The organism is Actinoplanes sp. NPDC051537 (genome assembly GCF_055586105.1).
In genome coordinates this window covers 230,206-253,983 of record NZ_JBVJIU010000008.1, presented here as the reverse complement: position 1 = coordinate 253,983, position 23,778 = coordinate 230,206, and the positions used below count along the sequence as shown (strand labels likewise).

Genomic DNA, 23,778 nt, shown 5'->3' with positions numbered 1-23,778 from the left:
TCCAGAGAACCTCAGGCGACGATCGGTGTGCCGCTCATCTCCACCGAGGCGGTCCGGAACTCTTCGAGCGCCGCCTCGGTGGTGCCCGCCGCCACGCCGGCGGTCAGATTGAGCAGGACCGTGGTCGCGAAGCCTTCCCGCCGGGCGTCGAGTGCGGTCGCGCGGACGCAATGGTCGGTCGCGATGCCTACCACCTCGACCTCGGTGACGCCGCGATCCCGGAGCCACCCGGCCAGCGACGCACCATCCGAGGAGTGGCCCTCGAAGCCCGAGTACGCCGCCTGGTGCTCGCCCTTGTGGAAGACCGCCTCGATACGGTCGGTGACCAGCGACGGGTGGAAGTCGGCGCCGCCCGAGCCGACCACGCAGTGCGCCGGCCAGGTGTCCAGGTAGTCAGGGTGGTCGCTGAAATGGTTGCCCGGGTCGATGTGCCAGTCCTTGGTCGCGACCACGTGGTCCCAGCGGTCGCCGCTCCGGTCCAGCACCAGCGAGACGCCGGCCGCCACGGCCGCGCCGCCGGTCACCGGCAGTGAGCCGCCCTCGCAGAAGTCGTTCTGAACGTCGACGATGATCAGCGCTCGTGCCACAGCTAACCCCTATGCGGTCGGGATGATGGTGACGGGAATGGCCGGGTCGCCGGCCGAGAGCTTCAGACCCTCCCACGGTATCGAGATCAGGCACTGGCGCAGGTGCTCGCGCGAATCGGCCAGCGACGGCGCCTCGACGATCTCGCCGCGCGCCACGAACGAGCGCTGGAGGAGCCGGTCGTTCGCCGCGTGGTCGGGCACGCCCTGGGAGACGATGATCTCCTCGGTCGCCGTGCCGGTGGGCTTGTGCCGGCGCACGGCCGTCTTGCGCCCGCCGACGGTGGCCTTGTTCTCCGAGCGCTTGACCACCGGCCGGCCCTCGACCTCGACCAGCTTGTAGACCAGGCCCGCGGTGGGCGCGCCCGAGCCGGTGACGACCGCGGTGCCGGCGCCGTACATGTCGACCGGTTCGGCGGCGAGCGTGGCGATCGCGTACTCGTCCATGTCACCCGAAACGATGATCTTGGTCTCGGTCGCGCCGAGCGAGTCGAGCAGCTCGCGGGAGTGCTGGGCCAGCACCGACAGGTCGCCCGAGTCGATCCGGATCGCGCGCAGATCGGGCCCGGCCACCGCGATCGCGTTGCGGATGCCCTGGGCGATGTCGTACGTGTCGACCAGCAGTGTCGTGTTCTTGCCCAGGGCCGACACCTGCGAGGCGAAGGCGGCCGGCTCGTCGTCGTGCAGCAGCGTGAACGCGTGCGCCGACGTGCCGGTGGTCGGGATGCCATAGCGCATGCCCGCGGCCAGGTTCGAGGTGGAGGCGAAACCGGCGAGGTAGGCGGACCGGGCGGCGGCCACGGCGGCGTCCTCGTGCGTACGCCGGGAGCCCATCTCGATGATCGGACGGCCGCGCGCCGCCGTGACCATCCGGGCCGCGCCGGTGGCGATCGCCGAGTCGTGGTTGAGCACCGACAGGATGAGCGTCTCGAGCACCACGCACTCGGCGAAGGTGCCGGAGACCGTCATGATCGGCGAGCCCGGGAAGAACAGCTCGCCCTCGGCGTACCCGTCGATGTCGCCCTTGAATTGGTAATCGGCGAGCCAGGCCGCCGTGCTCTCGTCGACGATCTGCGCCCGGCGCAGGAAGTCGATGTCCTCCGGGGTGAAGCGGAAGTCCCTGATCAGCTCCATCAACCGGCCCGGCCCGGCGACCACGCCGTAGCGGCGGCCGGTGGGCAGGCGACGCGCGAAGACCTCGAAGACGCAGGATCGATCGGCGGTGCCGTCCTTGAGGGCGGCGCTGACCATGGTCAGCTCGTACTGATCGGTCAGCAGGGCGGGGGCGAAGGAGTTCACGCCATCACCCTATTGCGCGTCGACGCCCCTTACGAAGAGCACGTTGACCTGCGGTTCGGCGTTCCGGTTCCCCGATGCGGCAAATCCGGTGGCAACATGGGGGTCATGGCGTTGCCACAGGTCGCTCCCGTCGAGGCACCGGAGATCGAGGAAGCACCGGCCGAAGATCGCCCTTGGGTGACCATCGTCTGGGACGATCCGGTGAACCTCATGTCGTACGTGACCTGGGTTTTCCAGAAGCTTTTCGGCTACAGCCGCGAGCGGGCCGAGGCGCTGATGCTCGACGTGCACCACAAGGGCAAGGCGGTTGTCTCGTCGGGCGCCCGCGAGCGCATGGAGATGGACGCCAACCAGCTGCATGGTTACGGTCTCTGGGCGACGGTTGACCGGGCCTGAGCAACCGCGGGAGAGGGCAGATGTTCCGACGCAACGGCAGCCAATGTGTGGCCACCTTCGCGATCGACGAGGTGCGCGTGCTGCGCAAGGTCGCCGGTGAGGTGGTCGGTCTGCTGACCGACGGCATGGATCACACCGATCCCGTGGTCTCCCGCCTCTTCCCCGACATCTACCCGGACCGGCCGGACGACTCGGCCGAGTTCCGCCTCTACACCGAGGGGGAGCTGAAGACCGGGAAGATCGATACGGCGGGCGCGATCCTCGCGGCCCTGCCGGACGAGGGCGAGGGAGAGGTACGCCTGGACGGCGAGGCCGCCGAGGCCTGGCTCCGGGCGATCAACGACGCGCGTCTCGCCATGGGCACCCGGCTCGAGATCGAGGCCGACACCGACCTGAGCGAGGAGCTCGAGTCGGCGGTGGTGCACGATCCGGGCTCGAGCCGCGTGTTCCAGCTCAGCGTGTACGCGTACCTGGGCTACCTCCAGGAGTCGCTGCTCAACGCGCTGCCTGAGATCGACTAGGTGTGGGGGCCGCCATACCCGGTCGCGTCAATGAGCCGGGTAATGTGAACGGCGTGCTGACCATCGACAGCGCGATCGTCGACGCGATCGTCGCCCACGCCCGCCGGGACCACCCCGACGAGGCCTGTGGCGTGGTCGCCGGCCCGGCCGGCAGCGACCTGCCGACCCGGCTCATCCCGATGGACAACGCCGCCCGGTCGATGACGTTCTACGAGTTCGACTCCCTCGAGCAGCTGCGCGTGTGGCGCGAGATGGACGACAACGACGAGGAGCCGGTGGTCATCTACCACTCGCACACGGCGACGGAGGCGTACCCCTCCCGGACGGACATCTCGTTCGCCGGCGAGCCGAGCGCTCACTATGTGCTGGTCTCCACTCGCGAGCCGGACTCGGAAGAGATCCGCTCGTTCCGCATCGTGGACGGTGTGGTGACCGAGGAAGAGATCAACATCGTGGATGCGACGGTAGACGCGTGAACCTGAAGGTCCAGTCGTACATGTTCGGGCAGAGCCCCGTTGCGGTGGTCTACGAGTGTCGCTGACGACACTCCCGTAGATCCCGTCCCGTTGTTCGACCCTTAATCAGGAGCATTACGTCATGGCAATCGAAGTTCGCGTCCCCACCATCCTGCGCAGCTACACCGGCGGCGCCAAGGTCGTCGAGGGCTCCGGCGACACGCTCACCGCGCTGATCGACGACCTGGACGCCAAGCACAACGGCCTCAAGGGCCGGCTGATCACCCCCGAGGGTGGGCTGCACCGGTTCGTGAACATCTACATCAACGACGAGGACGTCCGCTTCCTCGGCGCGCTCGACGCCAAGGTCAGCGACGGCGACTCGATCACGATCCTGCCGGCCGTGGCCGGTGGCGCCCTCGGCTTCGCGGCCGCGGCCGCCCTTCTCGGACGGTAGTTCCGATGGCTCGCTACGAGAGCCTGCTGGACGCATGCGGGGGCACGCCGCTCGTCGGCCTGCCCCGCCTCTCACCGGTGGTGCCCGACGGGGCACCTCCGGTGCGCCTCTGGGCCAAGCTCGAGGATCGCAACCCGACCGGCAGCATCAAGGACCGGGCGGCGCTGTTCATGGTGCGCGAGGCCGAGGAGTCCGGCCACCTGCGCCCGGGCGACACGATCCTCGAGCCGACCAGCGGCAACACCGGCATCGCGCTGGCCATGGTGGCCAAGCTGCGCGGGTACCGGCTGGTCTGTGTCATGCCGGAGAACGTCTCGGCCGAGCGCGTCCAGATTCTCCGGATGTACGGGGCTGAGATCATCTTCTCGCCGGCGGCGGGCGGCTCGAACCAGGCCGTCGCGACCGCCAAGCAGATCGCGGCCGAGCACCCGGACTGGAAGATGCTGTTCCAGTACGGCAACCCGGCCAACGCGCGGGCCCACTACGAGACCACCGGTCCCGAGCTGCTGCACGACCTGCCGACGATCACCCATTTCGTGGCCGGGCTGGGCACCACCGGCACGCTCATGGGCACCGGGCGGTACCTCAAGGAGAAGGTCGACGGCATTCAGATCATCGCGGCCGAGCCCCGGTACGGCGAGCTGGTCTACGGCCTGCGCAACATCGACGAGGGGTACGTGCCGGAGCTGTACGACGCGTCCGTCCTGACCCGCCGCTTCTCCGTCGGCACCCGCGACGCCGTGCTGCGCACCCGCCAACTGGTCGAGGTGGAGGGCATCTTCGCCGGCTTCTCCAGCGGCGCGATCCTGCACGCGGCGCTGGCCGTGGCCCACGAGGCGGTCAAGGCCGGGCGCCGGGCCGACGTCGCTTTCGTCATCGCCGACGGCGGTTGGAAGTATTTGTCGACCGGCGCCTACGGCGGCACCCTCAATGACGCGGAAGAGGCCCTCGAAGGGCAGCTGTGGGCCTAATAGAGGACCGCAATTAGGACGTCCAAGGCGAGCGGAACCGTGGCTGCCAACAGGAGCAGCCACGGCAACGCCGGCCGGTGGATCGAAAGGAACGATCCGACGGCCAGGGCGACGCTCACCAGTCCGAAAAGCGACAATGCGGGGACGTACCAGAACGCCGTGCCGCCGATAACCGTGACCATCGCGCGCACCCCGACCCCGATGCCGGCAAGACCGAGCGCCGCGGCGTAAAGCGCCATCGTGAGAAGGCGCGCCGGAGAAGGCGCCGGGTCGTCAGCCGCCGGAAAGCGGAAAAGCGTCTCGCGGTCACCGAAAGGCGCAGGCTCCGGTGTACTCTCCCAGCCACCGAACGGCATGATCTCCGCCGCCTCGGTCCGCGTGCTGCGGCTCTGCTCGACCGTGGTCACGCTGCCTCCGTCTGTTCCGTCCCTAGAAGTCCTCACTTTGTGCAACGCGAACGACTCACCGGACGTAACGGGAAATGCGTTAATGACCGAGGTCACGGGCGGTGTGATGTACGTTGTCGATTTAGCGACAAATCGATCAGACGTTTACGCGGTGCGCAGGTCCGGGGATACGCTTCGCACCGTGATTGACTGGTCTGACGACTCTCCCACGGACCGGTCCGGCGGGGTGTCGACGACCCAGCGTGAGCCAAAGGGACCCGCATGCGACTGACCGTTCTCGGCTGCGCCGGCAGTTTTCCCGGCCCCGAGTCGGCCTGTTCCGCGTATCTGGTCGAGGCCGATGGGTTCCGACTGCTGATCGATTTCGGTTCGGGCTCGCTCTCCGCCCTGCAGCGGTACTCGGACATGAACAGCATCGACGCGATCATCCTGACCCACCTGCACAGCGACCACATGCTGGACGCGTGCCTCTACGTGGTGGTACGGCGCTACGACCCGGCCGGGGCCCGGCCGCCGGTGCCGGTCTACGCGCCGCTGGGCGCGGCCGAGCGCATCTCGGCGGCGTACAGCTCCGAGAGCGAGTCGATGGACGACGTGTACACGTTCTACGGGCTCCAGCCGGGCACGTTCCCGATCGGGCCGTTCACGATCACCGTCGACCGGGTCAACCACCCGGTGGAGACGTACGGCGTACGCATCGAGCATGGTGGCAAGGTGCTCGCCTACTCGGCCGACACCGCCCCCTGCGAGGCCCTGTTGCGCCTGGCCGCGGGCGCCGACCTGTTCCTGTGTGAGGCGAGTTACCTTGACGGGATGGACAATCCGCCTGGCCTGCACCTGACCGGCGGCGAGGCGGGCGAGGCGGCCACGAAGGCCGACGTCGGACGGCTATTGCTGACCCATTTGATACCCGCGTGGTTCTCCGAGGCATCTATTGTGGATGCGGCCTCGGCGGCATATGCGGGGCCGGTTGAGGTTGTTCGCCCCGGCGCCCGGTACGATCTCTAGGCCCGAACCGGGGGGCGGGGTTGTTCCGCAGGGGCTGGTACGCACCATTTGCACCACCGGATCGTGATCTTGGAGTTGCTGCATGCGCATTGTTCGCCTGGCCAACTTCGTGACGAGTCATACCGGTGGCCTCCGGACAGCACTGCGCAACCTCGGCGAGGGCTACCAGCGGGCCGGTCACGAGGCGGTGCTGATCGTTCCCGGACGCGAGCGCTCCGACATCTCGACGTCCCAGGGGCGGGTCATCACGCTGCCCAGCTCACCCCTTCCGCGTACCGGCGGATATCGGGTGGTGGCCGGCCGCCGTGAGCTGACCCGCCTGCTCGACGAGCTCGAGCCCGATCGCATCGAGGTCTCCGACCGCGCCACCCTGCGCTGGACCGGCAACTGGGCCCGGCAGCGCGGTGTCGGATCGATGATGGTCTCGCACGAGAGCCTGGCCGGGCTGCTCGGCGTCTGGGGCATGCCCAAGCGCGACGCGCTCGCCGACCGGCTCAACGCCCGCACGGCCGAGAACTTCGACACGATCGTGTGCACGACGGCGTTCGCGGCGGCCGAGTTCCGGCGCCTGGGCGTGCCCAACCTGGTCGAGGTTCCGCTCGGTGTCGACCTCGAGGAATTCCACCCCCGACAAGCAGATGCGGCCGTACGCGCGAGGTATGCGCGCCCCGACGAGCTGCTCGTGGTCTTCTGCAGCCGGCTCTCCGCGGCCAAGCGGCCCGAGCTGGCCGTGGACACGGTCGCCGCGCTGCGCAACGGCAAGGTCCCGGCCGTGCTGGTGCTGGCCGGCGACGGCCCCCGGCGTACGTCCCTGGCCTACCGCGCGGCCCGGTTGCCGGTGCGCTTCGCCGGGCACATCGCCGACCGCGCCGCCGTCGCCGCCCTGCTCGCCAGCGCCGACGTGGTGGTGGCGCCGGGCCCGGTCGAGACGTTCGGGCTCGCCGCGCTCGAGGCGCTGGCCTGCGGAACGCCGGTGGTGGTCAACGAGTCGAGCGCGCTACCCGAGGTCGTGGGCGACGCCGGAGTGGCCGTTCCCGGGACGCCCGAGGCCTTCGCCGACGGGGTCCGCGCGCTGATGGACCGCCCGGTCTCGGCGCGGCGCGCCGCCGCCCGGGCGCGGGCCGAGCGGTTCGGCTGGCAGCAGGCCGTGGACGGCTTCCTCCAGGCGCACGGGGCCTCGCCGTCCCCGGCCATGTCGATCGCCCGGCAGCGTCCGGCGGCGACGATCCGGCCCGCCGTGCCCGGCCTGTAGTTATCCACAGGCCGCTGAGCGAGCTTGCCGCGGACCGAATAAGGTTCTGGGCATGGCACGCCCCGACGGCCGCTCGGCCGACCAGCTGCGACCCGTGACCCTCTCCCGCCGGTGGAGCATCCATCCCGAGGGCTCGGTGCTCGTCGAGTTCGGCAACACCCGGGTGCTCTGCACCGCCAGCGTCACCGAGGGGGTGCCCCGCTGGCGCAAGGGCTCCGGCCTCGGCTGGGTCACCGCGGAGTATGCGATGCTCCCGCGCGCGACCAACACCCGCGGCGACCGGGAAAGCGTCAAGGGCAAGGTCGGCGGGCGTACGCAGGAGATCTCTCGCCTGATCGGGCGCAGTCTCCGGGCCTGCATCGACCTCAAGGCGCTCGGGGAGAACTCGATCGTCCTCGACTGCGACGTCCTGCAGGCCGACGGCGGCACGCGCACGGCGGCGATCACGGGGGCGTACGTGGCTCTCACCGACGCGGTCACCTGGCTCGCCGACCGCAAGTCGCTGGCCGGCAAGGTCGACAAGGTGATGCACCGCTCGATCCAGGCCGTCAGCGTCGGCATCATCGACGGCGAGCCCCGCCTCGACCTGATGTATCTCGAGGACGTCGATGCCGAGGTCGACATGAACGTGGTGTGCACCGGCGACGGCGACTTCGTCGAGGTGCAGGGCACCGGGGAGAAGGGCGTGTTCCGCCGCGACCAGATGGACGCGCTGCTCGACCTGGCCGTGACCGGCTGCGCCGAGCTGGCCGCCGCGCAACAGAAGGCGCTGGCCTCATGACCGCCAAGCTGCTGCTCGCGACGGCAAACCAGAAAAAGCTCGTGGAGCTCCAGCGCATCCTCGACCTGGCGCTCGGCACCCAGCGGATCGCGCTGGTCGGGCTGACCGACTTCGAGGGCTACCCCGACGTGCCCGAAACCGGGCTGACGTTCGGCGAGAACGCCCTGATCAAGGCCCGCGAGGGTGCGAAGCGCACCGGCCTGCCCACGGTGGCCGACGACTCGGGCATCGCGATCGACGCGCTGAACGGCATGCCGGGCGTGTTCAGCGCCCGCTGGTCCGGCAAGCACGGCGACGACGCGGCCAACCTCGACCTCGTGCTGGCGCAGATCTCCGACGTGAGCGAGGAGCAGCGCGGTGGCGCCTTCGTCTGCGCCGCGGCCCTGGTGTTGCCGAACGGGCGGGAGCACCTGGTCGAGGGCAAGCAGCGCGGCACGATCCTGCGCCAGCGGCGGGGCGATGGCGGTTTCGGCTACGACCCGATCTTCCTGGGCGACGGCCAGAACCGGACGAATGCCGAGCTGAGCCCGGCCGAGAAGGACGCGATCAGCCACCGCGGCAAGGCGTTCCGCGAGCTGGCCAAGGTGATCGCCAAGGAGCTGCCGAGCTAGCCCCGCTCGTGGAAGGGGTAAAGGCGGAAGCCCGGCTTGTCGAAATGCGGGAACGACCGGTAGAAGTCGGCCGCGGCGTCCTCGCTGAGCAGGTCGACGCGCTCGCCGCCGGCCCGGCGCAGGGCCTCGCCGACCAGCCGGCGGCCGAGCCCGGTGCGGCGGTGGGTGGCGGCCACGGCGAGGTTGGCCAGGTAGGCCTGTAGCTCGCCGTCGCTGAACAGCTCGGCGAAGCCCACTACGGCGCCGCCCCCGCCCGCGCGGTCCTCGTCGGCGTCGCCGCTGTCGGGCGCGCGGTTGTCGGCGGCGTCGTCGTTGTCGGGAACGCGGTCCTCGTCGGCGTCGCTGTCGGGCGCGCGGTTCTTGGCGGCGTCGCTGTTGTCGGGCGCGCTGGCGTCGATCGCGACCATGGTGGTGACGCCGGGTGCGGTCAGGATGCGGAGTGCGCGGGCCGGGTCGGCCGGGAAGGACGGCCAGCCCTCGGCCTCGCACAGGCGCAGGATGCCGGGCAGGTCGCCGGGCCGGAACGGGCGGATCACGGGGCCGTCACCAGGTTGACCAGCTTGGGGGCGCGGACGATGGTGCGGGCCACGGTGTGTCCGGCCGCGGCGGGGGAGGCCAGGGCCAGGGCGGTCAGCTCGGGCTCGGTGATGGTCGCGGGGACCTCGATGCGGTCGCGAACCTTGCCGTCGACCTGGATGGCGCAGACGACGGTGTCCACGGCGGCCAGGGCGGGGTCGATCGGAGGCCAGGCGGTGTGGGCGATGCCGGGCGGGTGGCCGAGGCGGTGCCACATCTCCTCGGCGGTGTAGGGCGCGAAGAGCGACAGCACGACGGCGATCGCCTCGACGGTCTCGCGCGGGGCGGGATCGTGGCGGGCGGCGGCGGAGACGAGCTGCATGGTGCGCGCGATGGCGACGTTGAGGCGGCGGTCCTCGACCAGGTCGGTGATCTCCCGCAGCAGCCGATGCGTGGTGCGGCGCAACGCCAGCGCGGCCGCCGGTCCATCGCCCGCGGACCCATCGCCCGCGGACCCATCGCCCGCGGACCCATCGGCCGCGGACCCATCGCCCGCCGACCCATCGGCTGTGGACTCAGCGGCCGAGGGGCCACCGGGGGCCGGCGGGACGGTGGAGGCCAGGCGTAACGCTCGCGCCAGGAAGCGGGTTGCGGCGGTGGGGGAGACGTCGGCCCAGTCGATGTCGTCGGAAGGCGGGCCGGCGAACAGCATCGCGATGCGGACGGCGTCGACGCCGTGGCGGTTCAGCTCGTCGCCCAGGGTGACCATGTTGCCCTTGGACTTGCTCATTGCGGCGCCGTTCAGGATCACCTGGCCCTGGGTGGTCAGGGTGCGGAACGGCTCGTCGAAGTCGATCAGGCCCTCGTCGTGCAGGAACTTTGTCATGAAGCGGGCGTACAGCAGGTGGGACACCGCGTGCTCGGCGCCGCCTATGTAGTCGTCGGCGGGCAGCCACTGCCGGACGGCGGCCGGGTCGAACGGGCCCTGGTTGTAGGCCGTGTTCGGGTAGCGCAAGAAATACCACGACGAGTCGACGAAAGTGTCCATCGTGTCGGTGTCGCGGGTGGCGGGGCCGCCGCACGACGGGCACTCGGTCGAGACGGGAGAGGACAACAGCACGGGGAGCGACGCGGCCGGGACCAGGCCGCAGGACGGGCAGTGCACGATCGGAATCGGGCAGCCCCACCGGCGCTGGCGGGAGATCAGCCAGTCGTGCAGGCCGGGGATCCAGTTGCGCTGCATGGCCAGGACGGGGGACGGCCAATGACCCTCGAGCCTCGTCAGATCGGTCAGCAAGCGGTCCGCGTACGCGGTGATGCGAAAGAACCATTGCGTCAGCGACCGTTGAATGACGGAACTGCCGCATCTTTCGCACCGGCCGCCGATGACCTGTTCGTTGGCCAGCACCGTGCGGTCGGTGGGGCACCAGTTGACCGGCGCCTGGCCGCGATATGCGAGGCCGCGCGAGAACAGGCGCAGGAACAGCCATTGCGTCCATTGGTAGAACGACGGATCGCTCGTGTGCAGACGGGTGTCCCAGTCGATGGAGACGCCGTAGCGGCGGAAAGTCGCGGCCTGCGTCTCGATGTTCGCGTACGTCCAGTCGGCGGGATCCAGGCCCCTCTTTATCGCCGCGTTCTCGGCCGGCAACCCGAACGAGTCCCAGCCGATGGGGTGCAGAACATCGAAGCCGCGCAGGCGCCAGAAGCGGGCGATGGCGTCCCCGATCGCGTACGCCTCCGCGTGTCCCATGTGCAGATCGCCGGACGGATAGGCGAACATGTCGACGACCGTCCGCCGCGGCTTTCCGGGGAGATGGCGGGCGGGCGTCCAGACCGGTTGCCAGCGGTCCTCGATCGCGCGGAAGTCGTAGCCCGTCATGCGGGGACGTTAACCCCCGTCCAGGAATGCGCGCCTCCGCTTTCTCGCCCGCCGGAGCACCCGCGGCTACCGTAGAGCGCCCACTTCCGCCTCGATGGTCCCGCGCAGGTCGCGGCCGGCGACGACCGCCCGCGCCTTCTCGAGCACCGGCGCCAGGAAGACGTCGGGGCCGGGGGTGCCCGCGAACGGCTCCACCGCGGCGATCGCCAGCCGGCCGGCCGGGGACGGGGTGAGCGGGTGCCGCAGCTGGAGGCCGCGGACGGCGGCCAGCAACTCGACCGCGAGCAGGCTGGTCAGGTTGTCGAGCACGGTCCGCAGCTTCTTGGTGGCGGCCCAGCCCATCGAGACGTGGTCCTCCTGCATACCGCTGGTCGGCAGCGAATCGGCCGAGGCCGGCACGGCGAGCCGCCGGTTGTCGGCGACGATCCCGGCCGCCGTGTACTGGGCGATCATCAGGCCCGAGTTGACGCCGGCGTCGGGAGAGAGGAACGGCGGCAGCTCGCGGGAGCGGGTCACGTCGAGCAGCCGGTCGACGCGGCGCTCGGCGATCGAGCCGACCTCGGCCGCGGCGATGGCCAGGAAGTCGGCGGCGAAGGCGAGCGGCTCGCCGTGGAAGTTGCCGGTCGACTCGACCTGGCCGTTGGGCAGCACGACCGGGTTGTCGACGACCGAGATCAGCTCGCGGCCCGCGACCTGGGCCGCGAAGTCGAGGGTGTCCCGGGCCGCGCCGGCGACCTGCGGCGCGCAGCGCATCGAGTACGCGTCCTGCACCGCGTGGGCCAGGTCGTCCTTGTGCGAGTCCATGATGGAGGAGTTCTGCAGGAGCGACAGGATGTTCGCGGCCGAGGCGGCCTGCCCCGGGTGCGGGCGGATGGCGTGCAACTCGGGCCGGAACGGCCGCTCCGAGCCGAGCATCGCCTCGATGGCCAGGGCCGCGGTCACGTCGGCCATCGCGAACAGGTGCCGGCAGTCGTCGAGGGCGAGAAGCAGCATGCCGAGCATGCCGTCGGTGCCGTTGATGAGCGCCAGGCCCTCCTTGGCGGCCAGGTTGAGCGGCGCCAGGCCGGCGTTGTGCAGCGCCTCGGCGCCGGCGATCCGGGCGCCGTCCTTGCCGAGCACCCAGCCCTCGCCGAGCAGCACCAGCGCGCAGTGGGCGAGCGGCGCCAGGTCGCCGGAGGCGCCGAGCGAGCCGTGCTCGGGCACCCACGGCGTGATGTCGTGGTTGAGCAGGTCGGCGATCCCCTGGGCGAGCTCGGGCCGGATGCCGGAGTGGCCGAGCGCGAGCGAGCGCAGGCGCAGCAGCATCATCGCCCGCACGACCTCGCGGGCCATCGGCGCGCCGATGCCGGCCGCGTGCGAGCGGATCAGCGCGTGCTGGAGCTCGGCCCGGCGGCCCGGCGCGACGAACGTGCCGGCCAGGGCGCCGAATCCGGTGGTGACGCCGTAGACGGGACGGCCGGACTCCTCGATGCGCTCGACGATGGCCCGGCTGGTGGCCATGGCCTCGACGGTCGCGGGGGCGATCTCGACGCGGGCGTCGCCGCGAGCCACGGCGGCGACGTCGGCGGGGGTGACTCCGGTGGGCTGGACTGTGACGATCATCATGATTGGGCCTTTAAGTCCGGTCGTGGGTGGTGGGTGGGGTGGTTGGACGGCCGTTGTGCAGAACGTTTCTAATCAGGGGTACGCCGGGCCGGTAGGCCAGGTGCAGGTGGGTGGGCGCGTCGAGGACGACCAGGTCGGCCCGCGCCCCGGGACGCAGCACGCCGATGTCGTCGCGGCGCAGCGCACGGGCGCCGCCGAGCGTGGCGGCCTCCAGCGCTTCCAAAGGGGTCATCCGCATCTCGCGCACGGCGAGGGCAATGCAGAAGGGCATCGAGGACGTGTACGAGGAACCCGGGTTGCAGTCGGTGGCGAGGGCGACCGTGATGCCGGCGTCGAGCAGCCGGCGCGCGTCCGGGTAGGGCGACCGGGTCGAGAACTCGGCGCCCGGCAGCAGCGTGGCCACCGTCTCCGAGCCGGCCAGCGCGTCCACGTCGTCGTCGCTCAGGTGCGTGCAGTGGTCGACGCTGGCCGCGCCCAGCTCGACGGCGAGGCGCACGCCCGGTCCCGGCCCGAGCTGGTTGCCGTGCACCCGCAACCCGAGCCCGGCGTCCCGGCCGGCGGTCAGAATCGTGCGGGCCTGGTCCTCGTCGAACGCCCCGCGCTCGCAGAAGACATCGACCCATTTCGCGTACGGCTTCGCGGCGGCCAGCATCGGGCCGCAGACCATCGCCACGTACCGCCAGGGATCGTCCGCGAACTGCTGGGGCACGACGTGCGCGCCGAGAAACGTGGTCTCGTCCGTGAACTCGCGGGCGATGCGCAGCAGCCGTGCCTCGTCCTCGACGGTGAGCCCGTAGCCGCTCTTGATCTCGATGGTGGTGGTGCCCTGCGCGCGGGCCTCGTCGACCAGCCGTCCGGTCGCGTCGCGCAGGTCGTCGTCGCTGGCCGCCCGGGTCGCGCCGACGGTCGTGCGGATGCCGCCGCCGGTGTACGGCTCGCCGGCCATCCGGGCCGCGAACTCGGCCGCCCGGTCCCCGGCGAAGACCAGGTGGGAATGGCTGTCCACGAAGCCGGGCAGCACCGCGGCGCCGGCCACGTCGATGCGGCGGTCGCCGGCCGGCGCGTGATGGCTCCGCCCGACCCAGGCGATCTTCTTACCGTCGACCAGCACGGCGGCCCGGTTGAGCGGCGGCCCGTCGTTGGTGACGAGCTCGCCGATGTTGTCGATGAGCAGCGTCATCGGATCGCCTGCCCGAGCGCCCGGGCCACGTCGATGGTGGTGTGCCGGCCGTGGGCCACGACGTGCCGGCCGTCCACGATGACGTCGGTGACGTCCGACGCCGTGGCGGCCAGCAGCGCACCGTCGGGGTCGGCCCCGGCCGTACGCACCGAATCGAGACGAACCGCGACCAGATCGCCGCGCTTGCCCACCGCGATCTCGCCGGCGTCGGACCAGCCGATCGACGCGTGGTTGGCGGCGGCGCCGATCAGCTCGGCGACCGTGAACCGGCCGCGCTGCCGGGAGGCAAGGCGCTCGTTCATCTCCAGGCCGCGCGCCTCCTCGAGCAGGTCGATCAGGGCGTGGCTGTCGCTGCCGAGGCTGAGCGGCGAGCCGGCGTCGGCCAGGTCCCGGGCGCGGCCGATGCCGTCGGCCAGGTCGCGCTCGGTGGTGGGGCACATGCAGATTCCGGTACGGGTCTCGCCGAGCAGCCGCACGTCGTAGTCGGTGAGGTGGGTGGCGTGCACGGCGGTCGTGTCCGGGCCGAGGATGCCGTGCCGGTCGAGGAGCTCGGCCGGGGTGCAGCCGTGAACCGCCCGGCACTGCTCGTTCTCGGCCGGCTGCTCCGAGAGGTGCACGTGCAAGGGCGTCCAGCCGGCCACCTGCTTGAGATGGTGAGCGGCAACCGCGCGTACGGAATGAATTGCCGCACCGATGTGAGCGTGCGGCGCGGCAACCAGCCCGGCCACCCGCTCGGCCCAGCGTTGGGGATCGCCGTCGCCGAAGCGGCGCTGCACACCCTCCAGCGGCTTGCCGTCCACACCGGACTGGAGGTAGATCGTGTCGAGCAGGGTGATCCGGATGCCGGCCTCGCGCGCCGCCTCGATCAGCGCCTCGCCCATGATGTTCGGGTCCTGATAGGGCGTGCCGTCGGGCGCGTGGTGCAGGTAGTGGAACTCGCCGACCGCCGTGATGCCGGCCATCGCCATCTCGGCGTAGGTGGCGCGGGCGAGCTTGAGATAGCCGTCGGGGTCGAGCGTCTCGGCGATTCCGTACATCTGGTCGCGCCAGCTCCAGAAGTCGCCCTTGCCCCGGTGCGTGCGCCCGCGCAGGGCCCGGTGGAAGGCGTGGGAGTGCGCGTTGGCGAGTCCCGGCAGGACCAGGCCGCGCAGCCGGATGTCGGCCTCGGCCGACGAGTCCGGATTTACGGCGGTAAAGGTACCATTTACTATTTCTATTTGGACATTTTGGGCGACGGCGTTGTTGATCCACGCATGGTCGGCCTGGTAGACGGTCATGTGAGCTCGCTCAGAACCCGGGCGAGCGCGTCGATGCCAGCCGCACAGTCCGCGGGCTCGGCGTGCTCGGCCGGTGAGTGCGAGATGCCGGTCGGGTTGCGCACGAAGAGCATCGCGGTCGGCACCTGCGCCGACAGCACGCCCGCGTCGTGGCCGGCGCCGGTCGGCAGGATCGGCGCGTCGCCCAGCAGCTCGGAGATCTTCCGGGCGAGCGCCGTGTCGAAGGTGACCTCGGTGCTCAGCGACTCGGCCGTCACCGCCACCTCGGTGCCGTCCCGCCCGGCCCGCTCGGTCGCCCGCTTCACGACCGCGTCGACCACCGCGTCCATCGTGGCCGTGTCCGCCGCCCGCGCGTCCAGCCAGCTGCGCACCAGCGACGGGATGGCGTTGGTCGCGTTCGGCTCGACCTCGACCCGGGCCATCGTGGCGTGCGCGCCGGCCAGGCGGGCCTCCTTGTTGGCGGCGAGCACGGTGTACGCGAAGGTCAGCATCGGGTCGCGACGGTCGGCCATCCGGGTCGTCCCCGCGTGGTCGCCGTGCCCGGTGAAGTCGAGCCGCCACCGGCCGTGCGGCCAGATCGCGCTGGCCACGCCGACCGGGGTGTCGAGTTGCCGTCCTTGCTCTATGTGCAGCTCGACGAGGGCGCCGATGCGGCTCCGGAGGCCGGGCAGCTCGCCGGCCGGCGTCGCTCCGAGTGCTTCACCGAACGTGATGCCGTCACGGTCGGTGAGGGCGGCCGCCTTGGCCGGATCGATCGCGCCGCTCAGCAGCCGGGAGCCGAGACAGGGCAGCCCGAACCGGCCGCCCTCCTCCTCGACGAACGCGACCACCGCCAGCGGGGTCGCCGGCCGGTGCCCGGCCGCGCGCATCTGGTCGACGGCCAGGAACGCGCTGACGATGCCGAGCGGGCCGTCGAAGCCGCCGCCGTGCGGGACCGAGTCGAAATGCGAGCCGGTCAGCACCGCGCCCCGGCCCCAGGCGTCGCCCCACCAGGCGAACAGGTTGCCGTTGCCGTCGTCGGTCACCGGCATGTCGCGGCGGTCGGCCTGGTTGCGGAACCAGTCGCGCAGGGTCAGCTCGGGACCGTCCAGCGCGTACCGCAGATAGCCGCCGCTTTTCGCCCGCCCGATCGCCTCGATCTCGGACCAGAGGGCTTCGAAGACTTTTTCGCTCATGACTTCATCGGGATGTGTACGCCGGCGGCCGCGGCCGAGTCATAACCGGCATCCACGTGCCGGATCACCCCCATGCCCGGATCGTTGGTGAGCACCCGCTCGATCTTCTCCCCGGCGAGCGGGGTGCCGTCGGCGACACACACCTGCCCGGCGTGGATGGACCGGCCGATGCCGACGCCGCCGCCGTGGTGGATCGACACCCAGGAGGCGCCGCTGGCGGTGTTGACCAGGGCGTTGAGCAGCGGCCAGTCGGCAATCGCGTCGGAGCCGTCGAGCATCGACTCGGTCTCCCGGTACGGCGAGGCGACCGAGCCGGCGTCGAGGTGGTCCCGGCCGATCACGAGGGGCGCGCTGATCTCGCCGCGCGCGACCATGTCGTTGAAGCGGACGCCGGCCTTGTCCCGCTCGCCGTAGCCGAGCCAGCAGATGCGCGCGGGCAGGCCCTGGAACGCGACCCGCTCGCCGGCCATCTTGATCCAGCGGGCCAGCCCCTCGTTCTCGGGGAAGAGATCGAGGACGGCCTTGTCGGTGGCGGCGATGTCCCTGGGGTCGCCGGAGAGGGCGGCCCAGCGGAACGGGCCTTTGCCTTCGGCGAAGAGCGGGCGGATGTACGCGGGGACGAAGCCCGGGAAATCGAAGGCGCGCTCGAAGCCGCCCAGCTTGGCCTCGCCGCGGATCGAGTTGCCGTAGTCGAACACCTCGGCGCCGTCGTCCAGGAAGCCGACCATCGCCGCGACGTGCCTCGCCATGCTCGCGCGGGCCCGGTCGGTGAACTCGTCCGGCTTCGTCCGCGCGTATTCCGCGGCGTCGTCCAGCTCGATGCCGACCGGGATGTAGCTGAGCGGGTCGTGGGCACTCGTTTGGTCGGTGACGATGTCGATCTCTACGCCCCGTTGCCGCAGCTCGGGGAAGACGACGGCGGCGTTGCCGACGACGCCGATAGATTTGGGTGACTTTTCGGATTTAGCGGTTATCGCCAGGTGGATGGCGTCATCGAGGTTGTCGGCGATGACATCGAGATAGCGGTTGTCGACGCGGCGCTGGAGGCGGGACCGGTCGACGTCGACGATCAGGCAGACGCCGCCGTTCATGGTCACGGCCAGCGGCTGCGCGCCGCCCATGCCGCCGCACCCCGCGGTGAGCGTGAGCGTGCCGGCGAGCGAGCCGTTGAACCGCTTGGCGGCGACGGCGGCGAACGTCTCGTACGTGCCCTGGAGGATGCCCTGCGTCCCGATGTAGATCCAGGAGCCCGCGGTCATCTGCCCGTACATGGTCAGGCCGAGCTTCTCGAGCCGGCGGAACTCGGGCCAGGTCGCCCAGTCGCCGACGAGGTTCGAGTTCGCGATCAGCACCCGCGGCGCCCACTCGTGCGTGCGGAACACGCCGACCGGCTTGCCCGACTGCACCAGCAGCGTCTCGTCGCCCTTGAGCACGTCGAGCTCGCGCACGATCGCGTGGAACGAGGGCCAGTCGCGGGCCGCCTTGCCGGTGCCGCCGTAGACCACGAGGTCCTGCGGCCGCTCGGCCACGTCGGGGTCGAGGTTGTTCATCAACATCCGCTTGGCGGCCTCTTGCGGCCACCCCTGCGCCGTGTACGCGGTGCCGCGCGCCGCCCGGATCTCGGACATCGTTCGTCGCCTCCTATGCCGTGAAAACATGCCGCCGTGCGGCCGTCGCCTCGAACTCCTCCAGCCGGCGCTGAACCGGTTCCGGCGCCGCGTCGCACATCGCCTGAAGCAACACCATGGCCATCGCCATCGGCCCGGTGTGCAGATCGAACACGAGCTGCGTGCCGACCGCGGCCGGCAGCACCACGTCGGCCACATCGGCCACCGGGCTCACCACCGAGTCGGTGATCGCCACGACCGCCATCCCCACCCGCTTGGCCTCGGCGACCGCCTCGAGCGACTCACGCGGATAGCGCGGAAGCACCATGGCCAGCATCGCATCGGCGCCCGCGGTTTTCGCCTGATCGAGTCGATCGAGCAGGTTCGTGCCGCCGGTGTCGAGAACCCGCACGTCCGGCAGCACCTTCGCCGCGAAGTACCCGAAATACCCGGCCAGCGGCGCCGCCGCCCGCAGTCCCAGCACCGGCAGCGGCCGCGACCCGATCAGCAGCTCCGCGGCCCGGTGCACGTCGTCCAGCCGAGCCAGCTGATCGTGCAGCCGCCCGAGGTGGTCGGCCTCGGCCCGTACGGCAAGCTGCATGGCGTTCTTCTCGCCCGCCGCGCCGCTCGCGTCGGGCGCCTCGCCGGTCAGCTCCCGCAGTTGCCGCCGCAGTGCCGGGTAGCCCTCGTAGCCGAGCGCCATCGCAAACCGCGTGACGGAAGGCTGGCTGACGCCGGCGAGGTCGGCCACCTCGGCCGCGGAGAGATAGGCGGCCTTGGCCGCATGCTCGACCAGGCTGTGCGCGATGCGGCGCTGGGTGGGCGTCAGTCGAGCCCCACCAAAGAGCTCAACGAGCGCCCGTGCCGTGTCGCCATTCACCACAGCAGCTTATGCATAAAAACTTTCAACGGGAACCCATGTGACGAGTTCGCACATCCGACAGGCGGATGGGGTGCGCGACGGGGCGGGCGTAGCGTCGGGGCGTGCGACGGGTATCGCGACTCGTCCTGTCCCTCGCCGGGTGTCTGCTCCTGGCGGCCATCGTGGCGCCGACCGCGGCTGCCGCCGCGGCCGCGGGGAGTTTTCTGGACGACGGGCCGCTCGTCGTCGATCTCTCCGCCGACCCGTATCCGGCCACGGTCCCGGTCGAGGTGGCGAACGCGTCCGCGGCGGCGGCAAAACTGACCCTCGCCGTCTCCGGCCCGGCCGCCGAGTTCGTGACCGTCACCGACTCACCCGGGCGGTCCGTGCCACCCGGTACCGGACGGTTCACGCTCGCGGTCGATCCGGCCGCGCTGCCGGCCGAGGGCACGGTGACCCTGGTGGGCGAGGACGGCACCCTGCAGCGCCGCGATGTCCGGCTCGTCGGCGGCGCCGTCCCCTCCGGTGCCCTGGTCGTCGGCACGTTCGAGACGCTCTCCCTGCCGCTGATCTCGTTCGTCCCGTCGCTGTTCCGCCCCGTCCCGACCTGGTGGTGGCCCGGGCTCGTCGTTTCGGTCGTCGTCGTGGTGCTGTGCCTCCTGGGCTACCGGCAATTCCGGAAGAAGGGCCGCCAGTGGTGGCAGCTCACCGCGGCCATCGTCACGGTCGCGGCGTCGGTCGCGGCCCTCGTCTTCGGTGGCGCCGCCCTTACCGCCCTCACCGACGCCGCCCGGGACGGGAAAGCGGTGGCGCCGTGGACGACGTCGATCTGGCCGCCCGCGACGGGGAAGGGACAGTCGGCGAGCGTCGTGAGCGACCGCGGCTATGCCGGCCGGGCGACCGCGAAGAATCAGGAGCTGACGGTCGACTCGCTGACGGCGGCCGGCTCCTACTCGGGCACCGTGGACGTCCGGCCGACGGCGCAGGGCGGGGACGTGAAGCTCACCGTGCGGGTGCGGGATTGGTGGCCGTACGCGTTGCTGGCCGTCGCCATCGGCGTGCTGGTCGGTCTCCTCGTCAACGTGTACTACACCTGGCGTCGCGAGCGCGGGGCGTACCGGCTGTCGGTGGCGAAGCTGCGCCGCGATGTCACGCAGCAGGAGGGCGCCTGGCGGAAGAAGGCCGCCGGGAAGCCGTGGGGGCCGGCCTACCTCGGCCTCGGCGAGTTCGCCGCTCGGTTGCTCGCGGAGGCCGAAGAGACCGCGAAGGACGATCTCGCGGAGGCCGCGGCCACGGTCGCCGGGCTGTGGACGCTGACCGGCCGGTTCGAGGCCGAGCGCGGTCGGGCGGAGCGGCTCGGCCGGCGCCGGGAGGAGCTGTGTGCGCTGTTCCCCGGCATCCCGGACCGGGACTGGCCGGGGCCGTGGGCCTTGGTGACGAGGAAGCAGCTCGAGCTCGGCGACGGGACGCCCGACGCCGCCCTGACGGAGGTGACGGAACGGGCCGAGCAGATCAAGTCGGCCCAGGCCCTGGCGGACCGGTCGTTCGACGCGGCGAAGGCGCTCCAGGAACCGGCGCGGCTGATCCGTGAGCTCGGAGACGCGACGCTTTTGCGGCGGTGGCGGCAACTCGCCGGGGCCCTCCTGCGGGCGGACAGTGTCGAATCCCTGGCCAACGTGATCACCAAAGCCGACGCCCTGAGGGAGGAGCTCCAGAAAGCCGGTGTGGCCGCCACTCCGCAGACGGGTGTTGCGGGTGGCACCGAGGGGCTCGAAGCGCTCGCCGGGGCGTCCATCGAGGACGCGCCGGCGGCGATCGATGACGAGAAGCTGATCACCGTGACCGCCTCCGACGTGGCGCGCCTGCGCTCGGCCACGTCCGCCGACGACTGGGCGATCGGGGTCATCGCCGCCGCCCTCGCCGTCGGCTCCGGCATGGTCGCGCTGTACCTGACGAACCCCACCTGGGGCGCGCCCGGTGACTACCTGACCGCGCTGCTGTGGGGCGCGGCGACGGCCGAGGGCATCAAGGTCATCTACGGCCTGATCACCGACCTGGTCAACCGGGTCGGCGGCCAACCGGGACCCCATCCGGCCTGAGACGAGGAGAGGCGCATGCCGCTGACGAACTACGCGGGACCGGCGTTGCTCGCGAGCGAGGTGGAGTGGCTGGCCGACAAGGTGCTCCGCTCGATCGACGGCCTGCCGCCCACGCCGGTCGGTTCCAAGCGCCTGCCCTCGGACGCCGCATGCGTCGGCTTACTGATCGGGGATCACTGGGGCATCTACGGTGCCGGTGGCACCTTCGCGGTCACCGAGCCCGGGTTCCGGGCCGGGTTGCGCCTCCAACTGCTGTTGGATCCGGCCTGGCTGGACCGCGACTTCCGGGAGCACCAACCCGGCGAGCCATGGCTCTTCGCGTACCAGGCGGACTGGGCGCGGGACCGCCTCCGCTACCTGCTCGGGTTCGAGTTGCCGCCCAGCGCCGTGTTCCGGGCCTCGCTGCCGCCACGGCCGCAGCGGCACGCGCCGGGCGACAAGATCTCGTATCCGTCGGCGGCCGCCGGAATCCCGCGGAACGAGGGCAGACTCGGGCCCCCAGTCAGCTACGCCGACGCCGGCGGCGCCCAGGTGCAGGGTTTCCTCACCGCCGGGCACTGCGTAGACGACCCGGCGCACAACACCGTCGATCTGCCCGGGCCGACGACGGTCTCCGTCCTGCGGTGGAACGTGCCGGCCGGCATTCAGGGGCTCGGCAAGGCGCTCGTCGGTGCCGTCGACGCGGCGATCATCGGGCCCTTCCCGAGCCCGCTCACCGGCGTGGGCGTATCCGGCCGGGCCGGGCATCTCGCGGCCGTACGGCAGTGCGGGAAACCCGGCAGCTCGGGCTCGGTGGTCGGGTACGCCACCTGGGTGGCGACGTCCACGAGCGCCTGGCGTGACTGCTACACGGTCGCCACGCCCGCCGGCGACTTCACCGTGCCCGGGGACTCCGGCGCGGCGATCGTGACGACCGCCGGCGACGTCATCGGCATTGTCGCCGGCGCCGCGAAGGCCATCGGCGGATGCGCGACGGCCCTGTCCTACGTGCAGGACATCGACGCACTGACCGCGCACTTCAAGGCGGTCGTCATCCCCTGACGAGGTGTGACGGGCATGTGACCCGGGGCGCCGTAGGCTGGCGACGACGTCAGGGGAGGCGGATGAGAGTCCTGGTGGTCGAGGATCACGTGCGGCTCGCCGGGTCGGTTGCTCGGGTTCTGCGGCGCGACGGGATGGCCGTTGACGTTGCTCATGACGGGGTGGCGGCGCTCGAGCGGGCCGCCGAGACCGAATACGACGTGGTGATTCTCGACCGGGATCTGCCGGGTGTTCATGGCGACGAGGTCTGCCGGCGGCTCATGCGGGAACCCTCGCGGACCAAAGTTCTCATGCTCACGGCGGCCGGAACCGTCGCCGATCGGGTTGCGGGGCTCACGCTGGGGGCCGACGACTATCTGCCCAAGCCGTTCGCCTACCCGGAGCTGGTTGCCCGCATCCGGGCGCTTGGGCGCCGGGCGCAACCCGCGGTCCCGCCGGTGCTGGGCAGCGGGGACCTTGCGCTTGATCCGGGGCGGCGCGTCGCTACCCGGGCGGGGGTGAAGCTCGCGCTCAATCCCAAGGAGCTGGCCGTCCTCGAATGCCTGCTCGCGGCGCAAGGCCGGGTGGTGAGCGCCGAGGAGCTGCTGGAGCGGGTGTGGGACGGGGACGCCGACCCGTTCACCACGACCGTCAAGGCGACGATGAATCGGCTGCGCTCGAAGCTCGGCGAACCGCCGGTGATCGAGACCGTCCCTCGTGGGGGATATCGAATATGACCGTACGGCTGCGGCTGACCCTTCTCTACGGCCTGCTCTTCTTGATCTCGGGTGCCGTGCTGCTGGCGATCACCTATGTGCTGGTCACGAACAGCGGTAGCCGCACCACGATCGCCGAGCGCAGCTTGTCGGCCGACGGCGGGCAGATCTTCAGCACGTACGTGACGGACATCCGGGATCAGCGAGCGGAGATCATGCACCAGCTGCTCACCCGGTCGGCGCTGGCGCTCGCGATCATGGCGGTCGCCTCGGCCGCGCTCGGGTGGCTGGTCGCCGGGCGGGTGCTGCGGCCGCTGCGGACGATGACCGACCGTGTCCGGCACATCGAGGCGCGCAACGTGCACGAGCGGCTGGCCGTGGCCGGGCCGGGCGACGAGCTCAAGAACCTCGCCGACACCATCGACGGGCTGCTCGGCCGGCTGGAGTCGGCGCTCGACTCGCACAAGCGGTTCGTTGCCAACGCCGCGCACGAGCTGCGTACGCCGCTGACGCTGGAGCACGCCCTGCTCGAGGAGGCCGTGCTCGACCCGGAGGCGACCGCCGACTCGTTCCGCGCCCAGTTCGGCGAGCTGATGATCGTGAGCGAGCAGCAGGCCCGGCTGCTCGAGTCGTTGCTGGTGCTGGCGACCAGCGAGCGCGGCCTGGACCGCCGCGAGGAGGTCGACCTGGCCGCCGTCGCCGGCGCGGCGCTGCGGTCGGTCGGTGGCCTGACCGTCGCGGCCGATCTCGCGCCCGCGCCGATCACCGGCGATCCGGTCCTGGTCGAGCGGCTGGTGGCGAACCTGATCGACAACGCGATCAGCTACAACGTCCCGGGCGGCCGGGTGGAGGTGACGACGGGCGGGTCGGTCCTGTCGGTGGTGAACACCGGGCCGGTCGTGCCGCCGGAGATGGTCGACCGGTTGCTCCATCCGTTCCAGCGGCTCGACCGGACCGGCGACGACGGTCACCACGGCCTCGGTCTGTCCATCGTGCAGTCGATCGCCGCGGCCCATTCCGCGGATCTGCTCGTAACGGCGCGGCCGGCCGGCGGGCTCGACGTGCGAGTGCGCTTTCTTGTGCCCGTGGTGTGACCG

General features: G+C 71.1%; 23 protein-coding genes and 1 pseudogene. 13 read left to right on the top strand and 11 right to left on the bottom strand.

Translation table 11 applies throughout. The features are described from left to right. Positions 1-11 precede the first annotated feature (11 nt). Both ACZ6TB_RS21400 and ACZ6TB_RS21395 read right to left on the bottom strand, forming a co-directional pair. Complete coding sequence (locus ACZ6TB_RS21400) at positions 12-587, bottom strand: isochorismatase family protein (protein WP_465556290.1); 576 nt, start codon at positions 585-587, stop codon at positions 12-14. Between the two features lie 9 nt (positions 588-596). Then, positions 597-1,883, bottom strand: coding sequence for a nicotinate phosphoribosyltransferase (locus ACZ6TB_RS21395; RefSeq protein WP_465556289.1), 1,287 nt, complete (start codon positions 1,881-1,883; stop codon positions 597-599). A 105-nt stretch (positions 1,884-1,988) separates the two neighbouring features. On the opposite strand from ACZ6TB_RS21395, the gene clpS reads away from it, so the two are divergent. The 5 genes and pseudogenes from clpS to ACZ6TB_RS21370 all read left to right on the top strand — a co-directional run bounded on the left by clpS (position 1,989) and on the right by ACZ6TB_RS21370 (position 4,683). Beyond that, a complete protein-coding gene (clpS, locus tag ACZ6TB_RS21390; protein ID WP_465556552.1) occupies positions 1,989-2,279 on the top strand; it encodes an ATP-dependent Clp protease adapter ClpS in 291 nt (96 codons plus the stop codon). Between the two features lie 20 nt (positions 2,280-2,299). Continuing rightward, complete coding sequence (locus ACZ6TB_RS21385; protein WP_465556288.1) at positions 2,300-2,800, top strand: DUF2017 domain-containing protein; 501 nt, start codon at positions 2,300-2,302, stop codon at positions 2,798-2,800. 53 nt (positions 2,801-2,853) lie between these two features. Beyond that, positions 2,854-3,341, top strand: a pseudogene (locus ACZ6TB_RS21380) (M67 family metallopeptidase). 56 nt (positions 3,342-3,397) lie between these two features. Continuing rightward, positions 3,398-3,712, top strand: a complete 315-nt coding sequence (locus ACZ6TB_RS21375) for a MoaD/ThiS family protein (protein ID WP_465556287.1) — start codon at positions 3,398-3,400, stop codon at positions 3,710-3,712. A gap of 5 nt (positions 3,713-3,717) precedes the next feature. Further along, positions 3,718-4,683, top strand: coding sequence for a PLP-dependent cysteine synthase family protein (locus tag ACZ6TB_RS21370; protein ID WP_465556286.1), 966 nt, complete (start codon positions 3,718-3,720; stop codon positions 4,681-4,683). Here ACZ6TB_RS21370 and ACZ6TB_RS21365 read toward each other — a convergent pair. After that, positions 4,680-5,090 (bottom strand): hypothetical protein, encoded by a 411-nt coding sequence (locus ACZ6TB_RS21365; protein ID WP_465556285.1) that lies wholly within the window; start codon positions 5,088-5,090, stop codon positions 4,680-4,682. The genes ACZ6TB_RS21370 and ACZ6TB_RS21365 overlap by 4 nt on opposite strands. Positions 5,091-5,351: 261 nt before the next feature. Between ACZ6TB_RS21365 and ACZ6TB_RS21360 the strand changes: the two genes are divergently transcribed. The 4 genes from ACZ6TB_RS21360 to rdgB all read left to right on the top strand — a co-directional run bounded on the left by ACZ6TB_RS21360 (position 5,352) and on the right by rdgB (position 8,742). Further along, positions 5,352-6,098 carry an MBL fold metallo-hydrolase gene (locus ACZ6TB_RS21360; protein WP_465556284.1) on the top strand — a complete coding sequence of 249 codons (747 nt, stop codon included), beginning with the start codon at positions 5,352-5,354 and terminating at the stop codon, positions 6,096-6,098. An 82-nt stretch (positions 6,099-6,180) separates the two neighbouring features. Further along, positions 6,181-7,350: a glycosyltransferase gene (locus tag ACZ6TB_RS21355; RefSeq protein ID WP_465556283.1), complete on the top strand. Its 1,170-nt coding sequence runs from the start codon at positions 6,181-6,183 to the stop codon at positions 7,348-7,350. A gap of 52 nt (positions 7,351-7,402) precedes the next feature. Beyond that, positions 7,403-8,131, top strand: a complete 729-nt coding sequence (gene rph / locus ACZ6TB_RS21350; RefSeq protein ID WP_465556282.1) for a ribonuclease PH — start codon at positions 7,403-7,405, stop codon at positions 8,129-8,131. Beyond that, positions 8,128-8,742: an RdgB/HAM1 family non-canonical purine NTP pyrophosphatase gene (rdgB, locus tag ACZ6TB_RS21345; protein ID WP_465556281.1), complete on the top strand. Its 615-nt coding sequence runs from the start codon at positions 8,128-8,130 to the stop codon at positions 8,740-8,742. Before rph ends, rdgB begins: the two co-directional genes overlap by 4 nt. Here the strand turns inward: rdgB and ACZ6TB_RS21340 are convergent. The 8 genes from ACZ6TB_RS21340 to ACZ6TB_RS21305 form a co-directional block, all read right to left on the bottom strand. Beyond that, the gene (locus tag ACZ6TB_RS21340) at positions 8,739-9,278 is read right to left on the bottom strand and encodes a GNAT family N-acetyltransferase (protein ID WP_465556280.1); all 540 of its coding nucleotides are present in this window, start codon (positions 9,276-9,278) and stop codon (positions 8,739-8,741) included. The two genes, rdgB and ACZ6TB_RS21340, sit on opposite strands and share 4 nt — an antisense overlap. Next, entirely contained in the window at positions 9,275-11,140 is a 1,866-nt protein-coding gene (locus tag ACZ6TB_RS21335) for a class I tRNA ligase family protein (RefSeq protein ID WP_465556279.1), read from the bottom strand. Before ACZ6TB_RS21335 ends, ACZ6TB_RS21340 begins: the two co-directional genes overlap by 4 nt. 66 nt (positions 11,141-11,206) lie before the next feature. Continuing rightward, positions 11,207-12,745: a histidine ammonia-lyase gene (gene hutH, locus ACZ6TB_RS21330; protein ID WP_465556278.1), complete on the bottom strand. Its 1,539-nt coding sequence runs from the start codon at positions 12,743-12,745 to the stop codon at positions 11,207-11,209. Between the two features lie 10 nt (positions 12,746-12,755). Then, positions 12,756-13,925 (bottom strand): imidazolonepropionase, encoded by a 1,170-nt coding sequence (hutI, locus tag ACZ6TB_RS21325; RefSeq protein ID WP_465556277.1) that lies wholly within the window; start codon positions 13,923-13,925, stop codon positions 12,756-12,758. Further along, positions 13,922-15,202: a formimidoylglutamate deiminase gene (locus ACZ6TB_RS21320; RefSeq protein WP_465556276.1), complete on the bottom strand. Its 1,281-nt coding sequence runs from the start codon at positions 15,200-15,202 to the stop codon at positions 13,922-13,924. Before ACZ6TB_RS21320 ends, hutI begins: the two co-directional genes overlap by 4 nt. Next, positions 15,199-16,377 carry an allantoate amidohydrolase gene (locus ACZ6TB_RS21315; RefSeq protein WP_465556275.1) on the bottom strand — a complete coding sequence of 393 codons (1,179 nt, stop codon included), beginning with the start codon at positions 16,375-16,377 and terminating at the stop codon, positions 15,199-15,201. The genes ACZ6TB_RS21320 and ACZ6TB_RS21315 overlap by 4 nt, the downstream gene beginning before the upstream one ends. Beyond that, a complete protein-coding gene (gene hutU / locus ACZ6TB_RS21310) occupies positions 16,374-18,005 on the bottom strand; it encodes a urocanate hydratase (RefSeq protein ID WP_465556274.1) in 1,632 nt (543 codons plus the stop codon). Before hutU ends, ACZ6TB_RS21315 begins: the two co-directional genes overlap by 4 nt. Before the next feature lie 13 nt (positions 18,006-18,018). Then, entirely contained in the window at positions 18,019-18,864 is an 846-nt protein-coding gene (locus tag ACZ6TB_RS21305) for a MurR/RpiR family transcriptional regulator (protein ID WP_465556273.1), read from the bottom strand. A 104-nt stretch (positions 18,865-18,968) separates the two neighbouring features. On the opposite strand from ACZ6TB_RS21305, the gene ACZ6TB_RS21300 reads away from it, so the two are divergent. The 4 genes from ACZ6TB_RS21300 (at position 18,969) to ACZ6TB_RS21285 (ending at position 23,775) form a co-directional block, all read left to right on the top strand. Further along, entirely contained in the window at positions 18,969-20,945 is a 1,977-nt protein-coding gene (locus ACZ6TB_RS21300; RefSeq protein WP_465556272.1) for a hypothetical protein, read from the top strand. Between the two features lie 15 nt (positions 20,946-20,960). Next, on the top strand, positions 20,961-21,986 hold the full coding sequence (locus tag ACZ6TB_RS21295) for a chymotrypsin family serine protease (protein WP_465556271.1): 1,026 nt from the start codon (positions 20,961-20,963) through the stop codon (positions 21,984-21,986). 62 nt (positions 21,987-22,048) lie between these two features. Next, positions 22,049-22,702 (top strand): response regulator transcription factor, encoded by a 654-nt coding sequence (locus tag ACZ6TB_RS21290; RefSeq protein ID WP_465556270.1) that lies wholly within the window; start codon positions 22,049-22,051, stop codon positions 22,700-22,702. After that, positions 22,699-23,775 (top strand): HAMP domain-containing sensor histidine kinase, encoded by a 1,077-nt coding sequence (locus ACZ6TB_RS21285; RefSeq protein ID WP_465556269.1) that lies wholly within the window; start codon positions 22,699-22,701, stop codon positions 23,773-23,775. Before ACZ6TB_RS21290 ends, ACZ6TB_RS21285 begins: the two co-directional genes overlap by 4 nt. Positions 23,776-23,778 lie beyond the last annotated feature (3 nt).